14 protein-coding genes and 1 rRNA gene are annotated in these 18054 nt (G+C 35.7%); 1 reads left to right on the forward strand and 14 read right to left on the reverse strand.

The genetic code is table 11. The features are described from left to right. Positions 1-11: 11 nt before the first annotated feature. From xylA to BM289_RS22825, 13 genes are all read right to left on the reverse strand, one after another. Positions 12-1337, reverse strand: a complete 1326-nt coding sequence (xylA, locus tag BM289_RS22765) for a xylose isomerase (protein WP_091498103.1) — start codon at positions 1335-1337, stop codon at positions 12-14. Positions 1338-1345: 8 nt separating this feature from the next. After that, positions 1346-2827 (reverse strand): xylulokinase, encoded by a 1482-nt coding sequence (locus tag BM289_RS22770; RefSeq protein ID WP_091498106.1) that lies wholly within the window; start codon positions 2825-2827, stop codon positions 1346-1348. Between the two features lie 2 nt (positions 2828-2829). Further along, entirely contained in the window at positions 2830-3837 is a 1008-nt protein-coding gene (locus BM289_RS22775; protein ID WP_091498109.1) for a GntR family transcriptional regulator, read from the reverse strand. Positions 3838-4314: 477 nt separating this feature from the next. After that, positions 4315-5349 carry a glycoside hydrolase family 43 protein gene (locus BM289_RS22780; protein WP_091498111.1) on the reverse strand — a complete coding sequence of 345 codons (1035 nt, stop codon included), beginning with the start codon at positions 5347-5349 and terminating at the stop codon, positions 4315-4317. Positions 5350-5370: 21 nt separating this feature from the next. After that, entirely contained in the window at positions 5371-6804 is a 1434-nt protein-coding gene (locus BM289_RS22785; RefSeq protein ID WP_091498114.1) for an MFS transporter, read from the reverse strand. Positions 6805-7098: 294 nt separating this feature from the next. Beyond that, positions 7099-8208 carry an endo-1,4-beta-xylanase gene (locus BM289_RS22790; RefSeq protein ID WP_091498116.1) on the reverse strand — a complete coding sequence of 370 codons (1110 nt, stop codon included), beginning with the start codon at positions 8206-8208 and terminating at the stop codon, positions 7099-7101. A 78-nt stretch (positions 8209-8286) separates the two neighbouring features. Next, on the reverse strand, positions 8287-9450 hold the full coding sequence (gene uxuA / locus BM289_RS22795) for a mannonate dehydratase (RefSeq protein WP_091498136.1): 1164 nt from the start codon (positions 9448-9450) through the stop codon (positions 8287-8289). A 261-nt stretch (positions 9451-9711) separates the two neighbouring features. Then, positions 9712-10449, reverse strand: a complete 738-nt coding sequence (locus BM289_RS22800) for an SDR family NAD(P)-dependent oxidoreductase (protein WP_091498139.1) — start codon at positions 10447-10449, stop codon at positions 9712-9714. Positions 10450-10615: 166 nt separating this feature from the next. After that, entirely contained in the window at positions 10616-12769 is a 2154-nt protein-coding gene (locus BM289_RS22805) for an alpha-glucuronidase family glycosyl hydrolase (protein WP_091498117.1), read from the reverse strand. A 276-nt stretch (positions 12770-13045) separates the two neighbouring features. Beyond that, positions 13046-13588, reverse strand: coding sequence for a YbhB/YbcL family Raf kinase inhibitor-like protein (locus tag BM289_RS22810; RefSeq protein ID WP_091498120.1), 543 nt, complete (start codon positions 13586-13588; stop codon positions 13046-13048). An 86-nt stretch (positions 13589-13674) separates the two neighbouring features. Beyond that, the gene (locus tag BM289_RS22815) at positions 13675-14511 is read right to left on the reverse strand and encodes a helix-turn-helix domain-containing protein (protein WP_091498122.1); all 837 of its coding nucleotides are present in this window, start codon (positions 14509-14511) and stop codon (positions 13675-13677) included. 80 nt (positions 14512-14591) lie between these two features. After that, a complete protein-coding gene (locus BM289_RS22820; protein WP_091498125.1) occupies positions 14592-15620 on the reverse strand; it encodes a LacI family DNA-binding transcriptional regulator in 1029 nt (342 codons plus the stop codon). An 85-nt stretch (positions 15621-15705) separates the two neighbouring features. Continuing rightward, a complete protein-coding gene (locus BM289_RS22825) occupies positions 15706-16152 on the reverse strand; it encodes a PepSY-like domain-containing protein (RefSeq protein ID WP_091498128.1) in 447 nt (148 codons plus the stop codon). Between the two features lie 180 nt (positions 16153-16332). Here BM289_RS22825 and BM289_RS22830 point away from each other — a divergent pair, with 180 nt between their 5' ends. Beyond that, positions 16333-17349, forward strand: coding sequence for a proline-specific peptidase family protein (locus BM289_RS22830; protein ID WP_091498131.1), 1017 nt, complete (start codon positions 16333-16335; stop codon positions 17347-17349). Positions 17350-17711: 362 nt separating this feature from the next. Here the strand turns inward: BM289_RS22830 and rrf are convergent. Next, positions 17712-17821 (reverse strand): 5S ribosomal RNA (gene rrf, locus BM289_RS22835). Positions 17822-18054 lie beyond the last annotated feature (233 nt).

Genomic DNA, 18054 nt, shown 5'->3' on the forward strand with positions numbered 1-18054 from the left:
ATCTAAACCAATTAAATATATTGGTTGATGATATTTTCAAACAATTCTTGTTTACCGCTTTGAAGGTTTAATTCTCCATTTTCGTGAGCGATAGTGTAAAGATCTTTCAAGCTTAATTTTCCATCAGCAAAATCTTTTCCTTTTCCAGAATCAAATGAGCTATATCTTTCTTTTCTCAATTTCTCGTAAGGAGAAGAAGTGATGATTTTATCTGCTGTCAATAATGCTCTTGCGAAAGTATCAGCACCGCCAATGTGCGCTAAGAAAACATCTTCTAAATCTGTTGAGTTTCTTCTAATTTTCGCATCAAAATTAACTCCACCGCCTTGTAATCCGCCAGCTTTTAAGAAAACCAACATAGCTTCAGTAGTTTCTTGGATGTTATTTGGGAATTGGTCTGTATCCCAACCGTTTTGGTAATCTCCTCTGTTAGCATCGATACTTCCTAACATTCCAGCTTTTGCAGCCACTTCTAATTCGTGTTGGAAAGTATGCTGTGCCAAAGTAGCGTGATTTACCTCGATATTGATTTTGAAATCTTTGTCTAAACCATATTCTTTCAAGAATCCGATTGCAGTTGCCGAGTCAAAATCGTATTGGTGCTTAGATGGTTCCATTGGTTTTGGCTCGATGAAGAAAGTTCCTTGGAAACCTTGAGCCCTTGCGTAGTCTCTAGACATTGCCAAAAATTGCGCCATGTGGTCAAGTTCTCTTCCCATATCTGTGTTTAGCAAAGACATATAACCTTCTCTACCTCCCCAGAATACATAGTTTTCTCCGCCTAAAGCGATTGTTGCATCAAGCGCTAATTTTACTTGTCCTCCAGCTCTTGCCACTACATTAAAATCAGGATTTGTAGCCGCGCCGTTCATGAATCTTGGATTTGAGAAACAGTTTGAAGTTCCCCAAAGCAATTTAATTCCAGATTCTGCTTTTTTCTGTTTTAAGTAATCTGTAATAAAAGCCAAACGTTTTTCTGATTCTGCGAAAGTTGCTCCTTCAGCAATCAAATCGTAATCGTGAAAACAGAAATAATCGAATCCCATTTTGCTGATGAATTCAAAAGCAGCATCTGCTTTATCTTTTGCAGCTTGATAGGGATCTGATGAAGCATCCCAAGCAAAATTTTGAGTTCCTGGTCCGAATGGATCACTTCCTTGTCCGCAGAAAGTATGCCAGTAAGCGATAGCAAACTTAAAGTGCTCACGCATTGTTTTTCCAGCTACAACTTGGTCTGGATTGTAATATTTAAATGCCAAAGGATTATCTGATTCTTTGCCTTCAAATTTAATTTGGCCGATACCTTTGTAGTATTCTTTGTCTCCTAAAGTTATCATTTTGTCTTTTATTTATTTGTTAATATTAATTCTAATTCTTGTTTCCATTTTTTATAAGCCGTTTCATATTCCTCTTTGTTTTTTAGAGGCAAAAAGGTCATTACGTGATCGTTTGTTGTAATTCCTGAACCAAATTTCTCAAAGTCACCATCTGTCAAGCCTACGGCTCTTGCCGCTCCTACTGCTCCGGTCGTATTATAAATTTCTATTTCATGCCCAATTAATGTTGCCACAGTATTAGAGAAAATTTCAGAACGGAATAAATTATCATTTCCAGCCCTGATTACATTAATTGTTGCATTATCGTCTTTCAAGCATTCCATTCCGTACACAAAAGAAAATGCAATTGCTTCTAAAGATGCTCTGAATAAATGAGCGTTGGTATGAATATTAAAATTCAAGTTTAAAATATGAGATCCAATGTTTTTGTTATTGAACATCCTTTCGGCGCCATTTCCGAACGGAATTACAACCAATCCTTGTGAACCTACATTTATCTGGGATGCTTTTTCATTCATTTCTTCATACGACTCATTTCCGATATTGTTTCGCATCCATCGGTATTGGATTCCAGCTCCGTTTATATTCAGCAATTTCCCAACTCTCGGATTAGATTCCGTATAATTCACATGGACGAAGTTGTTTACACGAGTACTTTTTCCTGAATTTGTTTCTGTAACAGCATAGAAAACGCCAGACGTACCACCTGTTGCAGCAACTTCTCCCGGACGAAGTACATTTAATGATAAAGCATTATTTGGCTGATCTCCCGCTCTATACACAATAGGAATTCCTGCTGGCAATCCAGATTCTTTTGAGGCTTTTTCAGTAACAACTCCCTGATTCGTAAAGTTTTCTACAATTTTTGGAGTCATTTTTGTATCGATTCCGTAATACTCTAAAAGCCAGTCGGCTACCTTATTTTCTTTGTAATCCCAAAGCATCCCTTCAGATAAACCGTTTTTCGTAGTCGTTACTTCGCCTGTCAATTTCAAAGCGATGTAATCTCCGGGAAGCATGTATTTAAAGATTTTATTGTAAACGGCTAGTTCGTTTTCTTTAACCCATTTCAGTTTCGAAGCGGTAAAATTCCCTGGCGAATTCAATAAATGTGACATGCATTTCTCTTCTCCAATTTCGGCAAAAGCCTTATTCCCAATTTCAACCGCGCGACTGTCGCACCAGATAATTGAATTTCTAAGTGCATTTCCAGCTTCATCCACAATCACCAATCCGTGCATTTGGTACGAAATACCAATTCCCTGAATTTTTGATGCATCTATATTTGCTTCTTTAATCGCCCTTTTTGTTGCCGTACAAATGTACTGCCACCACATTTCGGGATCTTGCTCTGCCCAATCCGGGTGAATCGAAAGGATTTCCATTTCGTTCTGAGGTTCATTCAAAACGATCACTTTTTTACCCGTTTCTGCTTCAACAATTGCTGTTTTCACAGAAGAACTTCCAATATCATATCCGATATAATACATACTTACAATGATTCTCTTATTATTAATTTTGTCGGCACATAACACTTCGTTACTTCGTCATGTGTAATAAATGCCGCCGCTTTGGTTCCTATTTCTTTAAAATCGGTTGAGATAACCGAAATTCCTTTGTATATAAATTTCTTCATTGGGGTTTCGTTGTACGATAAAAAACCAACATCTTTTCCCGGTTCGTAATCTTTCTCTTTGCATTGTTCTAAAAAGTGCCCCAAAATCCTGTCGCTTACGCTGATATAGGCAATTCCTTTTTCGATATTGAACTTCTTTGGATCTGTAATCAGATCATATTCAAAACCAAAATCAGCGCAGAATTTCTTAAAAAACTCCACTGTTTCCCACGGATGATTCGTAAAATCAGGATATACAAATTGTATTTTTTTATATTTTTTAAACAAACCCACCGCTTCTGTCAAAGACTCATAAAATGCTTTTCCAAAATCTTGAAACACATAATTGTTGGCTTTATCTGCCTGAATATTCCAGTCAATCAAAAGCAGTTTATCTTTTGAAATCGCCGATAATGTCGGAGCAATATCTGGGTGATCAAAATTCATTACCACATATTTATAATACTTCCCAATTCCGTTATTGATGATCGTTTTAAAAACATCAATATTATAATGATGAAACTGCACATCAATAATCACATTTTCTGCCAAATTATTCACAACCGAATGATACAAAACCTCTTTATAAGCCTTAAACGTATCTAGAACCAAAAGCACTTTTCTCGTTTCACCCGCTACATAATAGCCTTTATTCGGCACAGAATCAATCACTTTTTGATCTTTCAGAATCGAATAAGCCTTAAAAACTGTATCTCTCGAAAGCTGATACGTTTTGCAAATCACATTCACCGACGGAAGCAAATCTCCCTTCTGTAAAATATTCTCTGCAATCGAATTTGTGATTCCATCCACCAACTGCTGGTACTTCGGAATATCACTTTCGTGATTGATTATAAACTCAAATTTTTCTTCTTCTTTTAGCATACCGTTCTGTTCCGTTCTGTTATGCTAAAGTAGGCAAAATTATTTTATAAAAAATTGTTTTTTATATTAATTATGTTAAGTTTTTAAAATTATATATTTCAATAATTTGGGCGTGCCCCTCCGGGTCGGGCTATCCGTTACAAGTCCTCGCCTGTTCGTTCCTCACGGCTGTGGGCTTTCCACTGCTATCCCTCACGCAAACGGTTCAGAAGATGTAAAAGAACATTATTTTTCATAAGTTGTTCTACATAATTTAACCGCAAAATACGCAAATGTTTACGGCAAGGTTCGCAAAGGTTTGATCATCAATATTTGTCATTTCGACTGAAAGGAGAAATCACAATAGAAACTCCGCACTGCAAGTAACCATTCTTTATCGATTCCCTAATGTGATTTCTCGTTCCTCGAAATGACAAACTATACGAATACCCAACACAACCGATTGTAATTTCTTTCAAATTTTTTTACCAAAAAAATCTAATCAAACAATCTTCTTATTCCGTACGGATCAATTGTTACTATCGAACCGTCTTCGAGATAATCGATTTTGGTCACTTTCATGCTTCTTAAATGCGTTACGCCTTTCGATAAACTTGAATCGTGGTAGAACAAATACCATTCCCCCTCAACTTCACAAATAGAATGATGAGAAGTCCATCCTACAACAGGATTTAAAATTCTTCCCTGATATGCAAACGGCCCATACGGATTGTCTCCAATAGCATAACAGATAAAATGTGTATCTCCTGTTGAATAAGAGAAATAATATTTTCCGTTGTATTTGTGAACCCATGAAGCCTCAAAAAAACGACGATTGTTATCTCCTGCCAAAATCACTTTCCCTTTTTCATCCAAAATTTGAATTTCTTTTGGCTCTTCAGCAAATTCCAGCATATCATCACGAAGCAAAGCTACGATTGGACCTAAAGCAGGTTCATTGCCAAACGGTTCTTCGTTATTGGAATCGTATATATTATTTCGATATTTCTGAAGCTGTCCGCCCCAGATACCCCCAAAATAAATATAGTGTTTTCCGTCTTCGTCTTCAAAAACTGCCGGATCAATACTGTAACTTCCTTTTATAGCATCTGGTTGCGGTACAAAAGGACCTTCTGGCGAATCGCCTATCGCCACTCCAATCTGGAAAATTCCGTTGGCACGTTTGGCTGGAAAATACAAATAGTACTTTCCATTTTTATGCGCCGCATCGGGTGCCCACATTTGTTTTTCGGCCCAAGCCACATCATCAACATGAAGTGCTACTCCGTTATCCACAACTTCAGAGGATATCGTATCCATCGAAAAAACGTGATAATCCTCCATCCCGAAATGGTCGCCGTTATCGTTAAACGGAATTCCGGCATCTATATCATGCGACGGATAAATGTAAATCTTCCCATTGAATACATGCGCCGAAGGATCGGCCGTATAAATATGAGATACTAAAGGCTTCGAAATCGCCAAATCATTAATTTCCTCAAAATTAATGTGTTCAATGCTATCTTCAGGCATAGTGGTATTTTATTTAAATAATTAAGTTCTTCTTTCTTTTAGTTCAGTTTCAATCTGCACTTCCATTTCTTTGTTGATTTTATAGAAAAACAGCAATCCAACTCCAATTAAAAAAGGTATTGCCGGGAAAATACTAACTAATAATTTTATTCCATTTATAGCTGTCTCCGATTGCTCAGGTGCATTTGGAACATAATGAAAATAACCCAGGAATAATGTCGTTAAAGCGCCTCCAATGCTTAATCCGCTTTTCAAACCTACCATCATAGCTGAAAAAATAATTGCTGTCGCTCTTCGATTATTAAGCCATTCTGAATAATCGGCTACGTCGGCAATCATTGCCCAAAGAATTGGGATCGTGATTCCATAGAAAAATCCGTGTAGGATTTGAGAGAAAAACATCAGACTAATTGACGTCGACGGGTAGAAATAAAAAGCGATGATAAACAGTGTCGAAATGAATAAAAACAATCCGAATATGTTTCTTTTTCCGTATTTATCAGCCAGATTTTTAGACAAAGTAATTCCGACAATCATGAAGATGATTCCGCCTGCATTAAACAATCCAAAACCTGCAGAAACAGGATCATTCCCAAAATGATTCAATCCAATATTCGTCAGAAAATCCAAAATAGGCTGAATAAAAACAGCTAATTGTTCTTTATCTACATAATTCTCAAAATAGTACACATACGAACCGCCTTTGATAGCCAAAGTCACAAAAACCAAAGTCGTCAGCGAAAGCATAATAACCCAAGGTCTGTTTTTGATTAAATCGCTCAAATCTTGTTTAACGCTTGACTTTTGTTCCGGTTTTGGAATAATTCTTTCTTTCGTCGTTAAAAAAGTAATTAAAAGCATGATCGTTCCTATAATCGCCAAAGCGGTCATTACTTTTTCAATCCCGATTGCTTTATCTCCATTTCCGGCACTTTTGATAATCCCAAGCATAAAAACCTGAACAAAAAACTGTGCAAACATGACCGCAACAAAACGGTAGGATGACATACTATTTCGTTCTTTCATATCGCCCGTAATCACTCCGCTTAAAGCAGAATAGGGCAGATTGTTTCCGGCATAAAAAAGAAGCAGTAAAGTATACGTTACAACAGCATAAATCACTTTTCCTTTATAGGAAAAATCAGGAGTTGAAAAGGCTAATAATGCGACTACTCCAAGCGGAATTGCAGTCATTAAAATCCAAGGTCTGAATTTTCCCCATTTGGTACTCGTTCTGTCTGCCAAAACCCCAATAATTGGATTAAAAATAAAAGCAGCAATTAATCCAACAATCAACATGATGATGGAAGAATCTGTTGGTGATAATCCGTAAATATCGGTGTAGAAATACGCCAGATAGGTCATCAAAGTCTGAAAAACCAAATTGGCAGCTAAATCTCCTAAGCTGTATCCAATTTTTTCTTTAATAGATAGTTTCTGTGGAAGGTTTGTCATTCGTGGGTTTGTGGTCATTTTGGATTGTTAGTTAGGTTCTTTTTTTGTCATTTCGCCGTAAGGAGAAATCACACGCGGGATTCGACAAAGATTGGCGACATTCTGTGCGGAGTTTCTAGTGTGATTTCTCCTTCGTCGAAATGACAAGATTGAGTTGAATTACATTCAAAACAATCGGTTGTGTAAAATTAGACAAAAAAACATATTATGCAAATTAAGTTTACTTTATTTAAATTATTTTTTATATCACAACCCATTGTTAGACAATTCATCAAAATTTAGTCTATTTTGGTATCATTTTTTAGTTTCTTTCAGCTTTTTTATACTATCATAAGCTTTTTTATGTCTTAAATCTCTATCGAATGGCAACGGATAATTGGTTCTTCCTTTTATCGGCCAGTCGTTTAGCCAAGATTGACCATCATGAACACCCCAAAACGTAACTCTGCTAATTTTGTCTTTATGCTTTAAAAATAATTTAAAAATAGATGCATAACGTTCTGCAAGTTTATTTTGAATAGAATCAGGTAATGCTTGTGGATACGGATTCATTTTAGCACTTCCCTCAAAATTCTGATTTACATCTGCTCCTTTTAAATCCCACGGATTTGGTAAAACCGTAATATCCAATTCCGTAAAAGCCACTTTAAGTCCTAAAGCAGAATATTCTAATATGCTTTTTTCAATCTCTTCCAATGATGGACTTTCCAGTCTCCAATGTCCTTGAATTCCCACTCCATCAACTTTTCCCCCCTCGGCTTTTATTTTTTTTATTAAAGCAATTGCTCCAGCTCTTTTTGCCGGCTCTTCGATATTATAATCGTTATAATATAAATCCACTTTTGAATCGGCTTTTTCCGCCAGTTTGAAAGCATCAACCAGATACTTTTCTCCAAGTGTTTTCAGGAAAATTGATTTTCGTAAAGTTCCGTCTTCGTTTAAAGCTTCGTTTACCACATCCCACGAATTGATTCTGCCTTTGTATTTAGAAACTATTGTTGTGATATGGTCTTTCATGAAGGCTTTCATTTCTGTACTGTCAGCGATTTTTTGCATCCAAGGCGCTAATTGGCTGTGCCAAATTAAAGTATGCCCATGAATAAACATTTTATTTTTCTCCCCATACGCCACGAATTTATCTGATAGAGTAAAATCGTATTTATCTTTCTGCGGATGCGTAAACATCGATTTCATAATATTTTCTGCTGTAATCGCGTTAAATTCTTTACGAATCAGAGAATCTTCTTTTTTATTTTTTTCGTTAATCTGATTTAAATCTAATGCCGTTCCTATATAAAAATCATTTTTATATACATCTTTTAAACTAGATTTCTCTTTTTGAGATGTACAGCTTATAGACAACAGAACCGTAAAGGCAAATAAACAAGGTTTAATAAATTTCATATCTTTTGGTTTAAATAGTTAATAATTTTTATTTGAGATTTAAGACATTTCGAAACTTGCTAGAATCCGTAACTTTATTTACAAATTCAATTTATACCCAATTCCCATTTCCAAACCTCGTAACTCCGCCAAACCTTTTAATCTTCCTGTCAAAGAATAACCTGGATAAGTTTCAGTTTCTTCATCAACTCGATGCAGAAAACCGTGATCTGGACGCATTGGCAGACTTGTTTTGGTTTTATTCATTAGCACCAACAATTTCTCAACAATCACTTTCATTTTAACATCGCCGTTTAAATGCTCTGATTCCCTAAAAATAGTTTCGCTTTCGCGGATGGTGTTTCGAAGGTGTAAAAAATGAATTCGGTCTCCGAAATCATCGATTATTTTTTCCAAATTGTTTTTGGGATCGGCACTTAACGAACCAGTGCAATAGCACAATCCATTTGCTGTTGATGTAACGGCACCAAAAATTGCTTTCAAATCTTCTTCTGTTGAAACAATTCTTGGCAGACCTAAAACCGAAAATGGCGGATCATCGGGATGAATCGCTAATTTTTGCCCGTTTTGCTCTGCAATCGGTGTTACTTCTGATAAAAAATAAATCAGGTTTTCTCTTAGTTTTTGATTGTCTATTTCAGCATAATTTTCTAAAAGAGACAAAATCTGTTCTGCCGTAAAATTGATTTTACTTCCTGGCAATCCCAATAAAACATTTTTAAACAACAACGCTTTTTCTTCTTCTGATAATTGACTTCCAAATTGCAGTGCTTTTTCTTTTTGAGCATCAGAATAATCATTTTCTGAGTTTGGCCTTTTTAAAAGAAAAACATCAAAATACGTAAAGGCATCCTGATTATACAATAAAGCTCTACTTCCGTCTTCGTTTATAAAATCATGATTCGTTCGCACCCAATCCAGAATCGGCATGAAATTGTAGGTTATGGTTTTGATTCCACACTCTGCCAGATTTTGCAAACTTATTTTATAATTTTCAATGTATTGCAGATAGTTTCCAGAAGCCCGTTTGATTTCTTCATGAACAGGAAGACTTTCCACCACAGTCCATTCCAATCCATAATTGCGAATAATTTCCTTTCTTTCTTTTATCGCTTCAACAGTCCAGATCTCGCCAACAGGAATTTGATGCAATGCGGTTACAATTCCCGTTGCACCCGATTGTCGAATGTCAATTAATTTGACGTTGTCATTCGGCCCGAACCATCGCATGGTTTGTTGCATTTTAATCATACTTCTTTTTTTTTATGCCACTAAGGCGCTAAGGCACAAAGTTTTTTTTCTACCATTAAGGTATTAAGTTCATAAAGCTAAGCCTTTAATTATCCTTTTTTCTTTAGGTTTAAGTCCATAAAGTCACGCCTTAATTTCCCTTTTATCATAACGATTGAGTTCAAAGTTTTGCTTAATTTTCTTAATACCTTAATGGTAGAAAAACTCTAAAGAAAACCTTTGGGCCTTAGCGCCTTTGTGGCATTTTCACAATTAAAAACCAATACTATTTCCGCCATCAACTGGTAAAACTGTACCCGTAGTATATTTTGATTCACTCAAAGCGAAATAATAAACCGCATCTGCAATATCTGAAGGTTCTCCTAAATACCCCATTGGCGTTCTTCCTAATACTTTATTTTTTCTTTCCGGATCGTTGTCAAGTGCTGTTGACGACATTTTAGTTTTAATGAATCCCGGAGCAATGCAATTGGCACGAATACCAAACTGAGCCAATTCAACTGCCATAGCACGCGTCATCGCTTCGATAGCCCCTTTGCTTGACGAATATGCAATAACTTTTGGGATTCCGTATTGCGATGCCATCGAACTAATATTGATAATACTTCCACCTCCGTTTTCTTTCATGTTTTTAATGACTTCTCTGCTTACGGCGAAAACGCTCAATAAATTGGTATGAATTATCGAAAGGAAATCTTCATCGGTTACATCAGGAATTTCTTTTTTCATATTGATTCCGGCATTGTTAACCAAAATATCTACTGGCCCATTCTTCGTAATACTTGCGATCATTTCGGGAATTCCGGCTAGATTATTTAGATCAAAGATTACAGGAACAGCATTTTCACCAATTTCTTTACAGGCTTCTTCTGTTTTTTCTTTTGATCTTCCAATTATATACGTTGTGATTCCGTTGTCACAAAGTTTTTTTGCCGTTGCAAAACCTAATCCCGAATTTCCTCCGGTTACAATTGCCGTTTTCTTGCTCATAATTTTTATACTATATTTTTTAGGACGCGGATGACGCGGATTCGCTATCGCGAAGACACGGAAAAAAACGGATTTTTGAATAAAAATCATAAATAAAAAATCCGTGTAAATCAGCGTTTTCGCGATAGCGAATCTGCGTCATCTGTGTTACAATTATCCAATTTATTTATCCATTTCCCGGTGCAAAAGGAAATTTTAATGATTTAAAATACTCTAATGTCTGTGTTGGCTTTTCTACTCTTTCAGGAAGTTCTTTTCCTGAAAATTGCTGAAAATATAACAAACAGGCATCACGCCACCATTTTGCTTCTTTATGCTGAATTTCTAATAACATTTTCACTTCATTAAAACGTTCGCTGTCCACATATTTTTCAGCTTTGTTCCAAACGTTTTGCATTTCTCTAACCTGATTTACACCTTCCTGATATTTTAGTGCCAGACCATTCCAAAGCGTTTGTCCATTTTTCAGTTTATAATCCCATGAAACGTGATGAAACCATAAAAGATCTTTTTCCGGACAAGTTTCTAAATTATCAAAAAGATTTGCGACTTCTGGTGCGTATTGCGAAACGGCATTTGTACCTGATTTTGATCTATCGAAACCAATTCCGTTTTTGTCTGCTTTATGATAATAGGTCGGATTCCATTCTGGTCTTGATAAATTGGAAACCCACGGTCCTGGACCGTAATGATGCCCCGTATCCATAATATGATGCAAACCCAGTGGCGTCATATAATTGACAACGGCTTCACGCGATTCTATCATCATATCCTTAACTGGTTTAATGAAATTTTCATCGTTAGAAAAAGTGCTTCTTAACCATTCCTCTGCAATAACTTCAGAATCTAAATATGGATTCCAAGCCAGTCTTCCAAAACCATACCAATTGGCTTGTGCAAACGGATGTCCTGTCCAATTTAAATCGTTCCCAATATTGGCAACGCCGGCAATTCCCGTTAGTTTATTTTGGTATAAAGTGCCGTCAACGACTTTGGCAACTGTCGAACCTTTTCCTTTTTGATACGTATCTGATTCCAGAACTTCCTGAAACAATTTAGGCAGAAAAACCAAATGTGTACTAAAACCCAAATATTCCTGCGTAATTTGAAATTCCATCATTAAAGGTGTTTTTGGCATCGCTCCAAATAATGGGTGAAATGGTTCTCTTGGCTGAAAATCAATCGCCCCGTTTTTTACCTGAACAATTACATTTTCTTTGAATTTTCCATCATATGGCTGAAATTCGGTATAAGCTTGTTTCGCGCGATCATTGGCATCATGTTCAGAATACACAAAAGCCCTCCACATAACTACTCCGCCAAAAGGTGCAACGGCATCAGCCAGCATATTGGCTCCATCAACGTGATTTCTGCCATAATTTTGTGGTCCTGGCTGACCTTCTGAATTGGCTTTTACCAAAAATCCTCCAAAATCTGGAATTCGTTTATAAATTTCTGCCGACTTATTTTTCCACCAATTCATCACTTCAGGATCTTTTGGATCGGCTGTTTTTAGGCTTCCAATTTCAATTGGTGCCGAAAACCTTGCCGTTAAGTAGACTTTTATTCCGTAAGGTCTGAAAACATTGGCTAAGGCTTCAACTTTTTCTAAATATTGTGGAGTCAGAATTAAGGCGTTTGCATTTACATTTGTTAAAACCGTTCCGTTAATTCCAATTGAGGCATTCGTTCTGGCGTAATCAATATATCGTTGATCAATAAAATCAGGCAATTTCTGCCAGTTCCAAAGAGAAAATCCTGCGTAACCACGTTCTACCGTTCTGTCAAGATTGTCCCAATGGTTTAAGATTCTGATATTGGTTTTAGGAGAATCAGCAATATTTAAATTTTTAACTGATTTATTGGTTTGCAATATTCTCAGGAAATGAAAAACTCCATATAAAACAGCAACATCATTCTTTCCGGTAATAACAATTTGTTTTTTATTTTTAATGGAAATAGATTTTATGATAAAACCTTCATTATTTATTTTATCAAAATCAGACTGCAGTTCATTTTTAATTTCTGCATTTAAATTTGACTGTGAACCTACAATAATATTGTACTCTCCTTTTACTTCTGATTTAATTTCTGGAATATTTCCCAACATATCCGAGAATCCTGTTTTGAGTTCTTTTTCAGCAATTCTAATGGTTTCTGAATTTCCCAAAACGACAATGCCTTTAAGATTGCTTTTGTATTGCGAAGCTACTGTTGGATTAGTAACCGTATTATATTGAAGCCACAATTTATAATCCTTTTGCGCCGAAGCCGAAAAGGAAATCAGAAGAAACAGGAAAACAAATCTTAATGAGGTCATTAGTTTACATTTATTTTATAAAAAATCTTTCGAAAAGAATCAGCATTTTATTTCCAATTAAAAGTATTTGATAAAATTTTAATTCAAAAAATACATTATATTAAATAAAACAACAATTGCAATCGGTTGCGTAAAAATATAGGATTGTTGTTTAAGAAAAAAATTTTGACTGTCTTTTTTTCGAAAAAATTATTTCTATAACAAATTAAAGCAGGATAATTATAAAAACTATCCTGCTTTAACGGGGTTGGGTTTAAGGCTTGAACCCTAAAATTATTATCGTTTGTAATAAGCTATAATACTGGCTTTTGCTAAAGTCTGATTCCAAAGATTAAAGCCAACTACAGCAGGATTTGTATTTTCATCAGTTCCCAGTTTATCAGTTTTTAAAGCATAAACTGTAATAATGTATTGATGGTATCCGTGACCAACTGGCGGACAAGGGCCTCCAAATCCTTTGATTCCATAATCGGTTACACTTTGGATTGCACCTTTTGGAACCAGATTTTTTGTTCCTGCATTGGTAACCAACTCGCTTACATTTGCCGGAATATCCACTACAACCCAATGCCAGAATCCGCTTCCTGTAGGCGCATCAGGATCGTACATCGTTACGGCAAAACTCTTAGTTCCTTCCGGAGCGTTTTTCCATAATAATTGTGGAGACTGGTTTTCCCCCGAACATCCAAATCCGTTGAATTCCTGAATTTTAGTCGTTTCTCCTCCTAAATCTTTACTGGTTAAGGTAAATGTTTTCTGCGCAAAAATCGATGTTGAAAAAATGGCTGATATCGCCAAAATCATACTTAGCTTTTTCATTTTATCTGTTTTAAAATTTTAAGCAAAGTTAGATTTGGAACAGCTGAATCATTTTAGGTAAAAGATCAAAAACTGTTGCTAAAAGCTCAAACTTTTTTGTGTTCTCTTGGCGTAACGCCATATTTGAGTTTATAGGCTTGGCTAAAACTCGAAAGGTTTTCGTAACCGGCTTCAAAATATACTTCAGAAGGGCTTTTCTCCTGACTTAACAAGTAATGCGCATGTTCCAATCGTTTGTTCTGAAACCATTTCATTGGTGATGCCGAATAGTATTTTTCGAATTCCCTCTTAAAAGTCGACACGCTCATATTGCACAAAAATGCGAGTTCTTTTACAGTCAACTTATCGAGATGACTGTTTTCTATAGTACGAATGAATTTCTGAGCCGTTTGATTGTTGTTAGTAATTAATGAATATAAAAAATCGGTTCCATATTGAGAAGTCAGATAAAGCATTACTTCTTCAAACTTAACTTCCAATAATTTTATCTGAACCGTTTTTGAAAGTTTAGCAATATCGGCTAAACTCTCTACAAAACGTTTTAAAAAATCATCATAACCAAAATCATAAACCGATTTAGGTTCAATCAATTCTGATTTTTCTGATTCCATTTTTCTAATGAAATTATGAACTATTTCATTAGAGAAAAACAAAAGAATGCTTTTATAATTCGACGTTTCTGAAATTCTTTTTTCGGTCATCAGACAATTTCCGGAACGCATTATGATGAATTTAGAACGATCAATCGATAACGCTACATTATTAAAAATAACTTCTTTGGTACCTTCAATTAAAAAACTAATGATATTTTGATTGAGAATAATCTGCTGTTTAGAAACATCTTTAGAACTGCTGTACTCCACAACATGCACTGGCTGTGATATTTCTAAATTCATTTCGTCTGGAAGTGTAATGGTTTTCATTCCAAAAAATAATATAAACGGTGATGGCTTATTCAGCTATAAATAAACTAATAAGCCCTAAATTCAAAATTGAGTCTGATTTATTTTCCCGAAGATTCTCTTGCCAATACTTCTGTATTTAAGAAGGTAATTTCTTTGGCATCATCACTCTTAGAAGACTTTAGATTTTTGATAATAATTTCTGCAGAAGCTTTTCCCATTTTTTCAGCAGGATGCGTTATAGTCGATAAATTAGGATCTATAATCTGCGAAATCGGGTCGTTGTTAAAACCAATTACTTTAAATTCTTCAGGAACTTTGATCCCTCTCTTTTTAGCAGTCTGAATAGCACTTACGGCTAAAATATCTCCTGGAGCAAACAATCCGTCAGGAATTGGATTTAAGTCAAATAAGGCATTGCTGGCTTTCACACCGTCTTCGTAAGTAACAGAATTTAGATTGATAATCAATTCTTCTTCCACTTCGATATTATGATCTTTTAAGGCTTCAATATAACCTCTTTTTCTTTCGTTATATAAATTTCCTAATTCTGAGCCGGCTGTTAAATGCGCAATACGAATACAACCCTGTTCAATAAGGTGCTTGGTTGCTTTGTAACCTGCAGAATAATTATCAATAACCACTCTAAAAGTATTGTAATCTTTCGGAACCCTGTCGACAAAAACTAACGGAATATTATTGTTGGAAAACTGATGGAAATGCGCCGTATTTCTGGTTTCCATTGCCAAAGAGCAAATAACACCACTCACGCGATTGCTGTACAAAGATTTCGCCATATTGACTTCTTCTTCATACGAGTCATGCGACTGCATAATGATTACCGTATAATCCGATTTTTGGGCAGTAATTTCAATTCCACTGATTAATGAAGATAAGAAAGGCTGCGTAACAGTGGGGATTAAAACACCAATTGTTCGGGTTTTGTTCCCACGTAAACCTGCTGCTAAAGTGTTGGGAACAAATCCCATTTCTTCAGCGGTTTTTTTCACTTTCTTAATCGTTTTGTCACTTATGGTATGATGATCTTTTAAAGCTCGTGAAATGGTAGATGTCGCCAGATTCAGTCTTTCGGCGATATCATATATCGTTACATGTTTATTTTCTTCCATGAAATAAAAAATAAAGATGTAAATATAAACTATTTTCTCTCAAGATGTTCTCTTGTAAGATCTCGTCAAAAACAAAATATACTATCTAATTCTTGACATTATACTTTTTATCTTTTAGAATTTTACCATCTTTGGTAAATTCCAGATCAATTTTATTAGTCAAATCAACATCCAAATCTTTGTGTCCATAGTCAATGTGCGTTATTTTTTCGTTCGGATGATTTTTGGCAACATAAGCTTTGATATTATCAGGTATAAAATCAGTTGGAATTGGATTATCACCGCCGTCCACTTCGCGGTATGAACCATCTTTCCAGAACTCTACTTCTGTTCCGTCTTTTAGTTTCACTTCATAGCCCTTTTCTCCGTGTTCAGGATCTTTCTGAGCTTTCTCTACTGAAGTATGACTAAAATGTTTCTTTAAAAATTCCTGTGCCGGTTTTGGCAATTCTGTTACTTCAATTTTCTTCTGTGCGCTGGCCGAAATTGTCAGGATTAACAAGGCAACGGCTAAAAATATCTTCATTTTCATAATTCATTTCTTTAAGGTATAGTATTACTAATTTACCATTTCAAAAAATGCATTCAAATTAATTTAAGAAACATTTAGTGTTTCAAAAACATCACAAATAATCAATCCACAAACAATTAAATTAATATTTCATATGTAACTATAATTCGTAAATTAGTAGAAAACCTTAAACCTAAACCTATGCGTACAATTATTGCACTCTCAGCTTTTCTTCTTTTAACCTCTTGTAAAAATGAAAGCAATACCAATATTTTATCAGATTATTTTACTTATGGAAAAGATAAAGTAGAAACAGCCGGAGTAAAAATGATTCCAATAAAAACACCTGTTGGCGAATTTAAAGTCTGGACAAAACGTTTTGGAAATAATCCGAAAATCAAAGTTTTACTCTTACATGGAGGCCCTGCAATGACGCATGAATACATGGAATGCTTTGAAACCTTTTTTCAACGTGAAGGATTCGAATTTTACGAATATGACCAATTAGGTTCTTATTATAGTGATCAACCGAAAGACAGCAGCCTATGGACAATTGACCGTTTCGTTGATGAGGTTGAGCAAGTCAGAAAAGCCATTAATGCTGATAAAGACAATTTCTATGTTTTAGGTAATTCATGGGGCGGAATTCTGGCAATGGAATATGCTCTAAAATATCAGCAAAATATGAAAGGATTATTGGTAGCAAATATGATGGCAAGTGCACCAGAATATGGAAAATATGCTGATGAGGTATTAGCCAAGCAAATGAAACCGGAAGTTCTTAAAGAAATACGAGATTTAGAAACGAAAAAAGACTTCAGCAATCCAAGATATATGGAATTACTAATTCCAAATTTCTATAAAGAGCATTTATGCCGTTTAGAAGAATGGCCAGACGGTTTAAATAGAGCCAGCAAACATGCAAACGGAGAAGTTTACACTCTAATGCAAGGTCCAAGCGAATTCGGAATCAGTGGAAGATTAGCCAAATGGGACATCAAAAACAGACTGCATGAAATCACAATTCCAACGCTAATGATTGGTGCCAAATACGATACAATGGATCCAAAAGCAATGGAAGAACAAAGCAAATTAGTCAAAAAAGGAAGGTATTTATACTGCCCAAATGGAAGTCATTTAGCCATGTGGGACGACCAAAAAGTATTTATGAATGGAGTAATTAAATTCATTAATGATGTTGATGACAAAAAAATCTAAAACGAATAAAAACACAAATACCTGACTTACAACACATAAGTATTTAACAAATAAGAATATTTATGGCGTTTCCCTCCGGGCCGGCTGTGCGCTGTATTCCCGATTAACAAAAACTAGGACTAAAAAAGCCTTGTTTTTCTAAATCGGGAGATGCCGCTTCCACCCCTAAAGCACCCGGACCTGAAAGAACTTTCTGATTTTACGCATACAAAAATCTACATTTCAACATAGGAAGCCAACACAGACAGCCTCTGGGTTCTTTTTCAGCGTCAGGTATAAAAAAATCCCTTCGCTCTCTGCGTAAAAACCCAAAAGTCTATAAAACAAAAAACCCTGCTTCGTTAGAAACAGGGTTTTCAAAAGAAAGGCGACGACATACTCTCCCACAAAACTGCAGTACCATCTGCGCAGGCGGGCTTAACTTCTCTGTTCGGGATGGGAAGAGGTGAGCCCCGCCGCAATAACCACCTTAAGGTTTTCAGTTAATGGTTTGCAGTTTACAGTTTGTAGTTTTTCAACTCATAACTCATAACAAACAACCTTTAACTTTCCGCGTGCGGACAATATCTTAACATACTGGGATAAAGAAATGCAATAGTTTTATTTAGAAAGTTTCCTCCCTCCCTGGTCTGGGACCAGGGAGGGAAAAGTTCGTACATAAGCTTACGGATTATTAGTACTACTCGACTGTGACATTACTGCCTT

The sequence above is a fragment of the Flavobacterium phragmitis genome (assembly GCF_900112575.1).
Lineage (GTDB): Bacteria > Bacteroidota > Bacteroidia > Flavobacteriales > Flavobacteriaceae > Flavobacterium > Flavobacterium phragmitis.

Excerpts from the sequence above, each read along its gene's own strand:
- xylA (WP_091498103.1), bottom strand. The coding sequence starts at position 1,337 with ATGATAACTTTAGGAGACAAAGAATACTACAAAGGTATCGGCCAAATT.
- BM289_RS22770 (WP_091498106.1), bottom strand. The coding sequence starts at position 2,827 with ATGTATTATATCGGATATGATATTGGAAGTTCTTCTGTGAAAACAGCA.
- BM289_RS22775 (WP_091498109.1), bottom strand. The coding sequence starts at position 3,837 with ATGCTAAAAGAAGAAGAAAAATTTGAGTTTATAATCAATCACGAAAGT.
- BM289_RS22780 (WP_091498111.1), bottom strand. The coding sequence starts at position 5,349 with ATGCCTGAAGATAGCATTGAACACATTAATTTTGAGGAAATTAATGAT.
- BM289_RS22785 (WP_091498114.1), bottom strand. The coding sequence starts at position 6,804 with ATGACAAACCTTCCACAGAAACTATCTATTAAAGAAAAAATTGGATAC.
- BM289_RS22790 (WP_091498116.1), bottom strand. The coding sequence starts at position 8,208 with ATGAAATTTATTAAACCTTGTTTATTTGCCTTTACGGTTCTGTTGTCT.
- uxuA (WP_091498136.1), bottom strand. The coding sequence starts at position 9,450 with ATGCAACAAACCATGCGATGGTTCGGGCCGAATGACAACGTCAAATTA.
- BM289_RS22800 (WP_091498139.1), bottom strand. The coding sequence starts at position 10,449 with ATGAGCAAGAAAACGGCAATTGTAACCGGAGGAAATTCGGGATTAGGT.
- BM289_RS22805 (WP_091498117.1), bottom strand. The coding sequence starts at position 12,769 with ATGACCTCATTAAGATTTGTTTTCCTGTTTCTTCTGATTTCCTTTTCG.
- BM289_RS22810 (WP_091498120.1), bottom strand. The coding sequence starts at position 13,588 with ATGAAAAAGCTAAGTATGATTTTGGCGATATCAGCCATTTTTTCAACA.
- BM289_RS22815 (WP_091498122.1), bottom strand. The coding sequence starts at position 14,511 with ATGAAAACCATTACACTTCCAGACGAAATGAATTTAGAAATATCACAG.
- BM289_RS22820 (WP_091498125.1), bottom strand. The coding sequence starts at position 15,620 with ATGGAAGAAAATAAACATGTAACGATATATGATATCGCCGAAAGACTG.
- BM289_RS22825 (WP_091498128.1), bottom strand. The coding sequence starts at position 16,152 with ATGAAAATGAAGATATTTTTAGCCGTTGCCTTGTTAATCCTGACAATT.
- BM289_RS22830 (WP_091498131.1), top strand. The coding sequence starts at position 16,333 with ATGCGTACAATTATTGCACTCTCAGCTTTTCTTCTTTTAACCTCTTGT.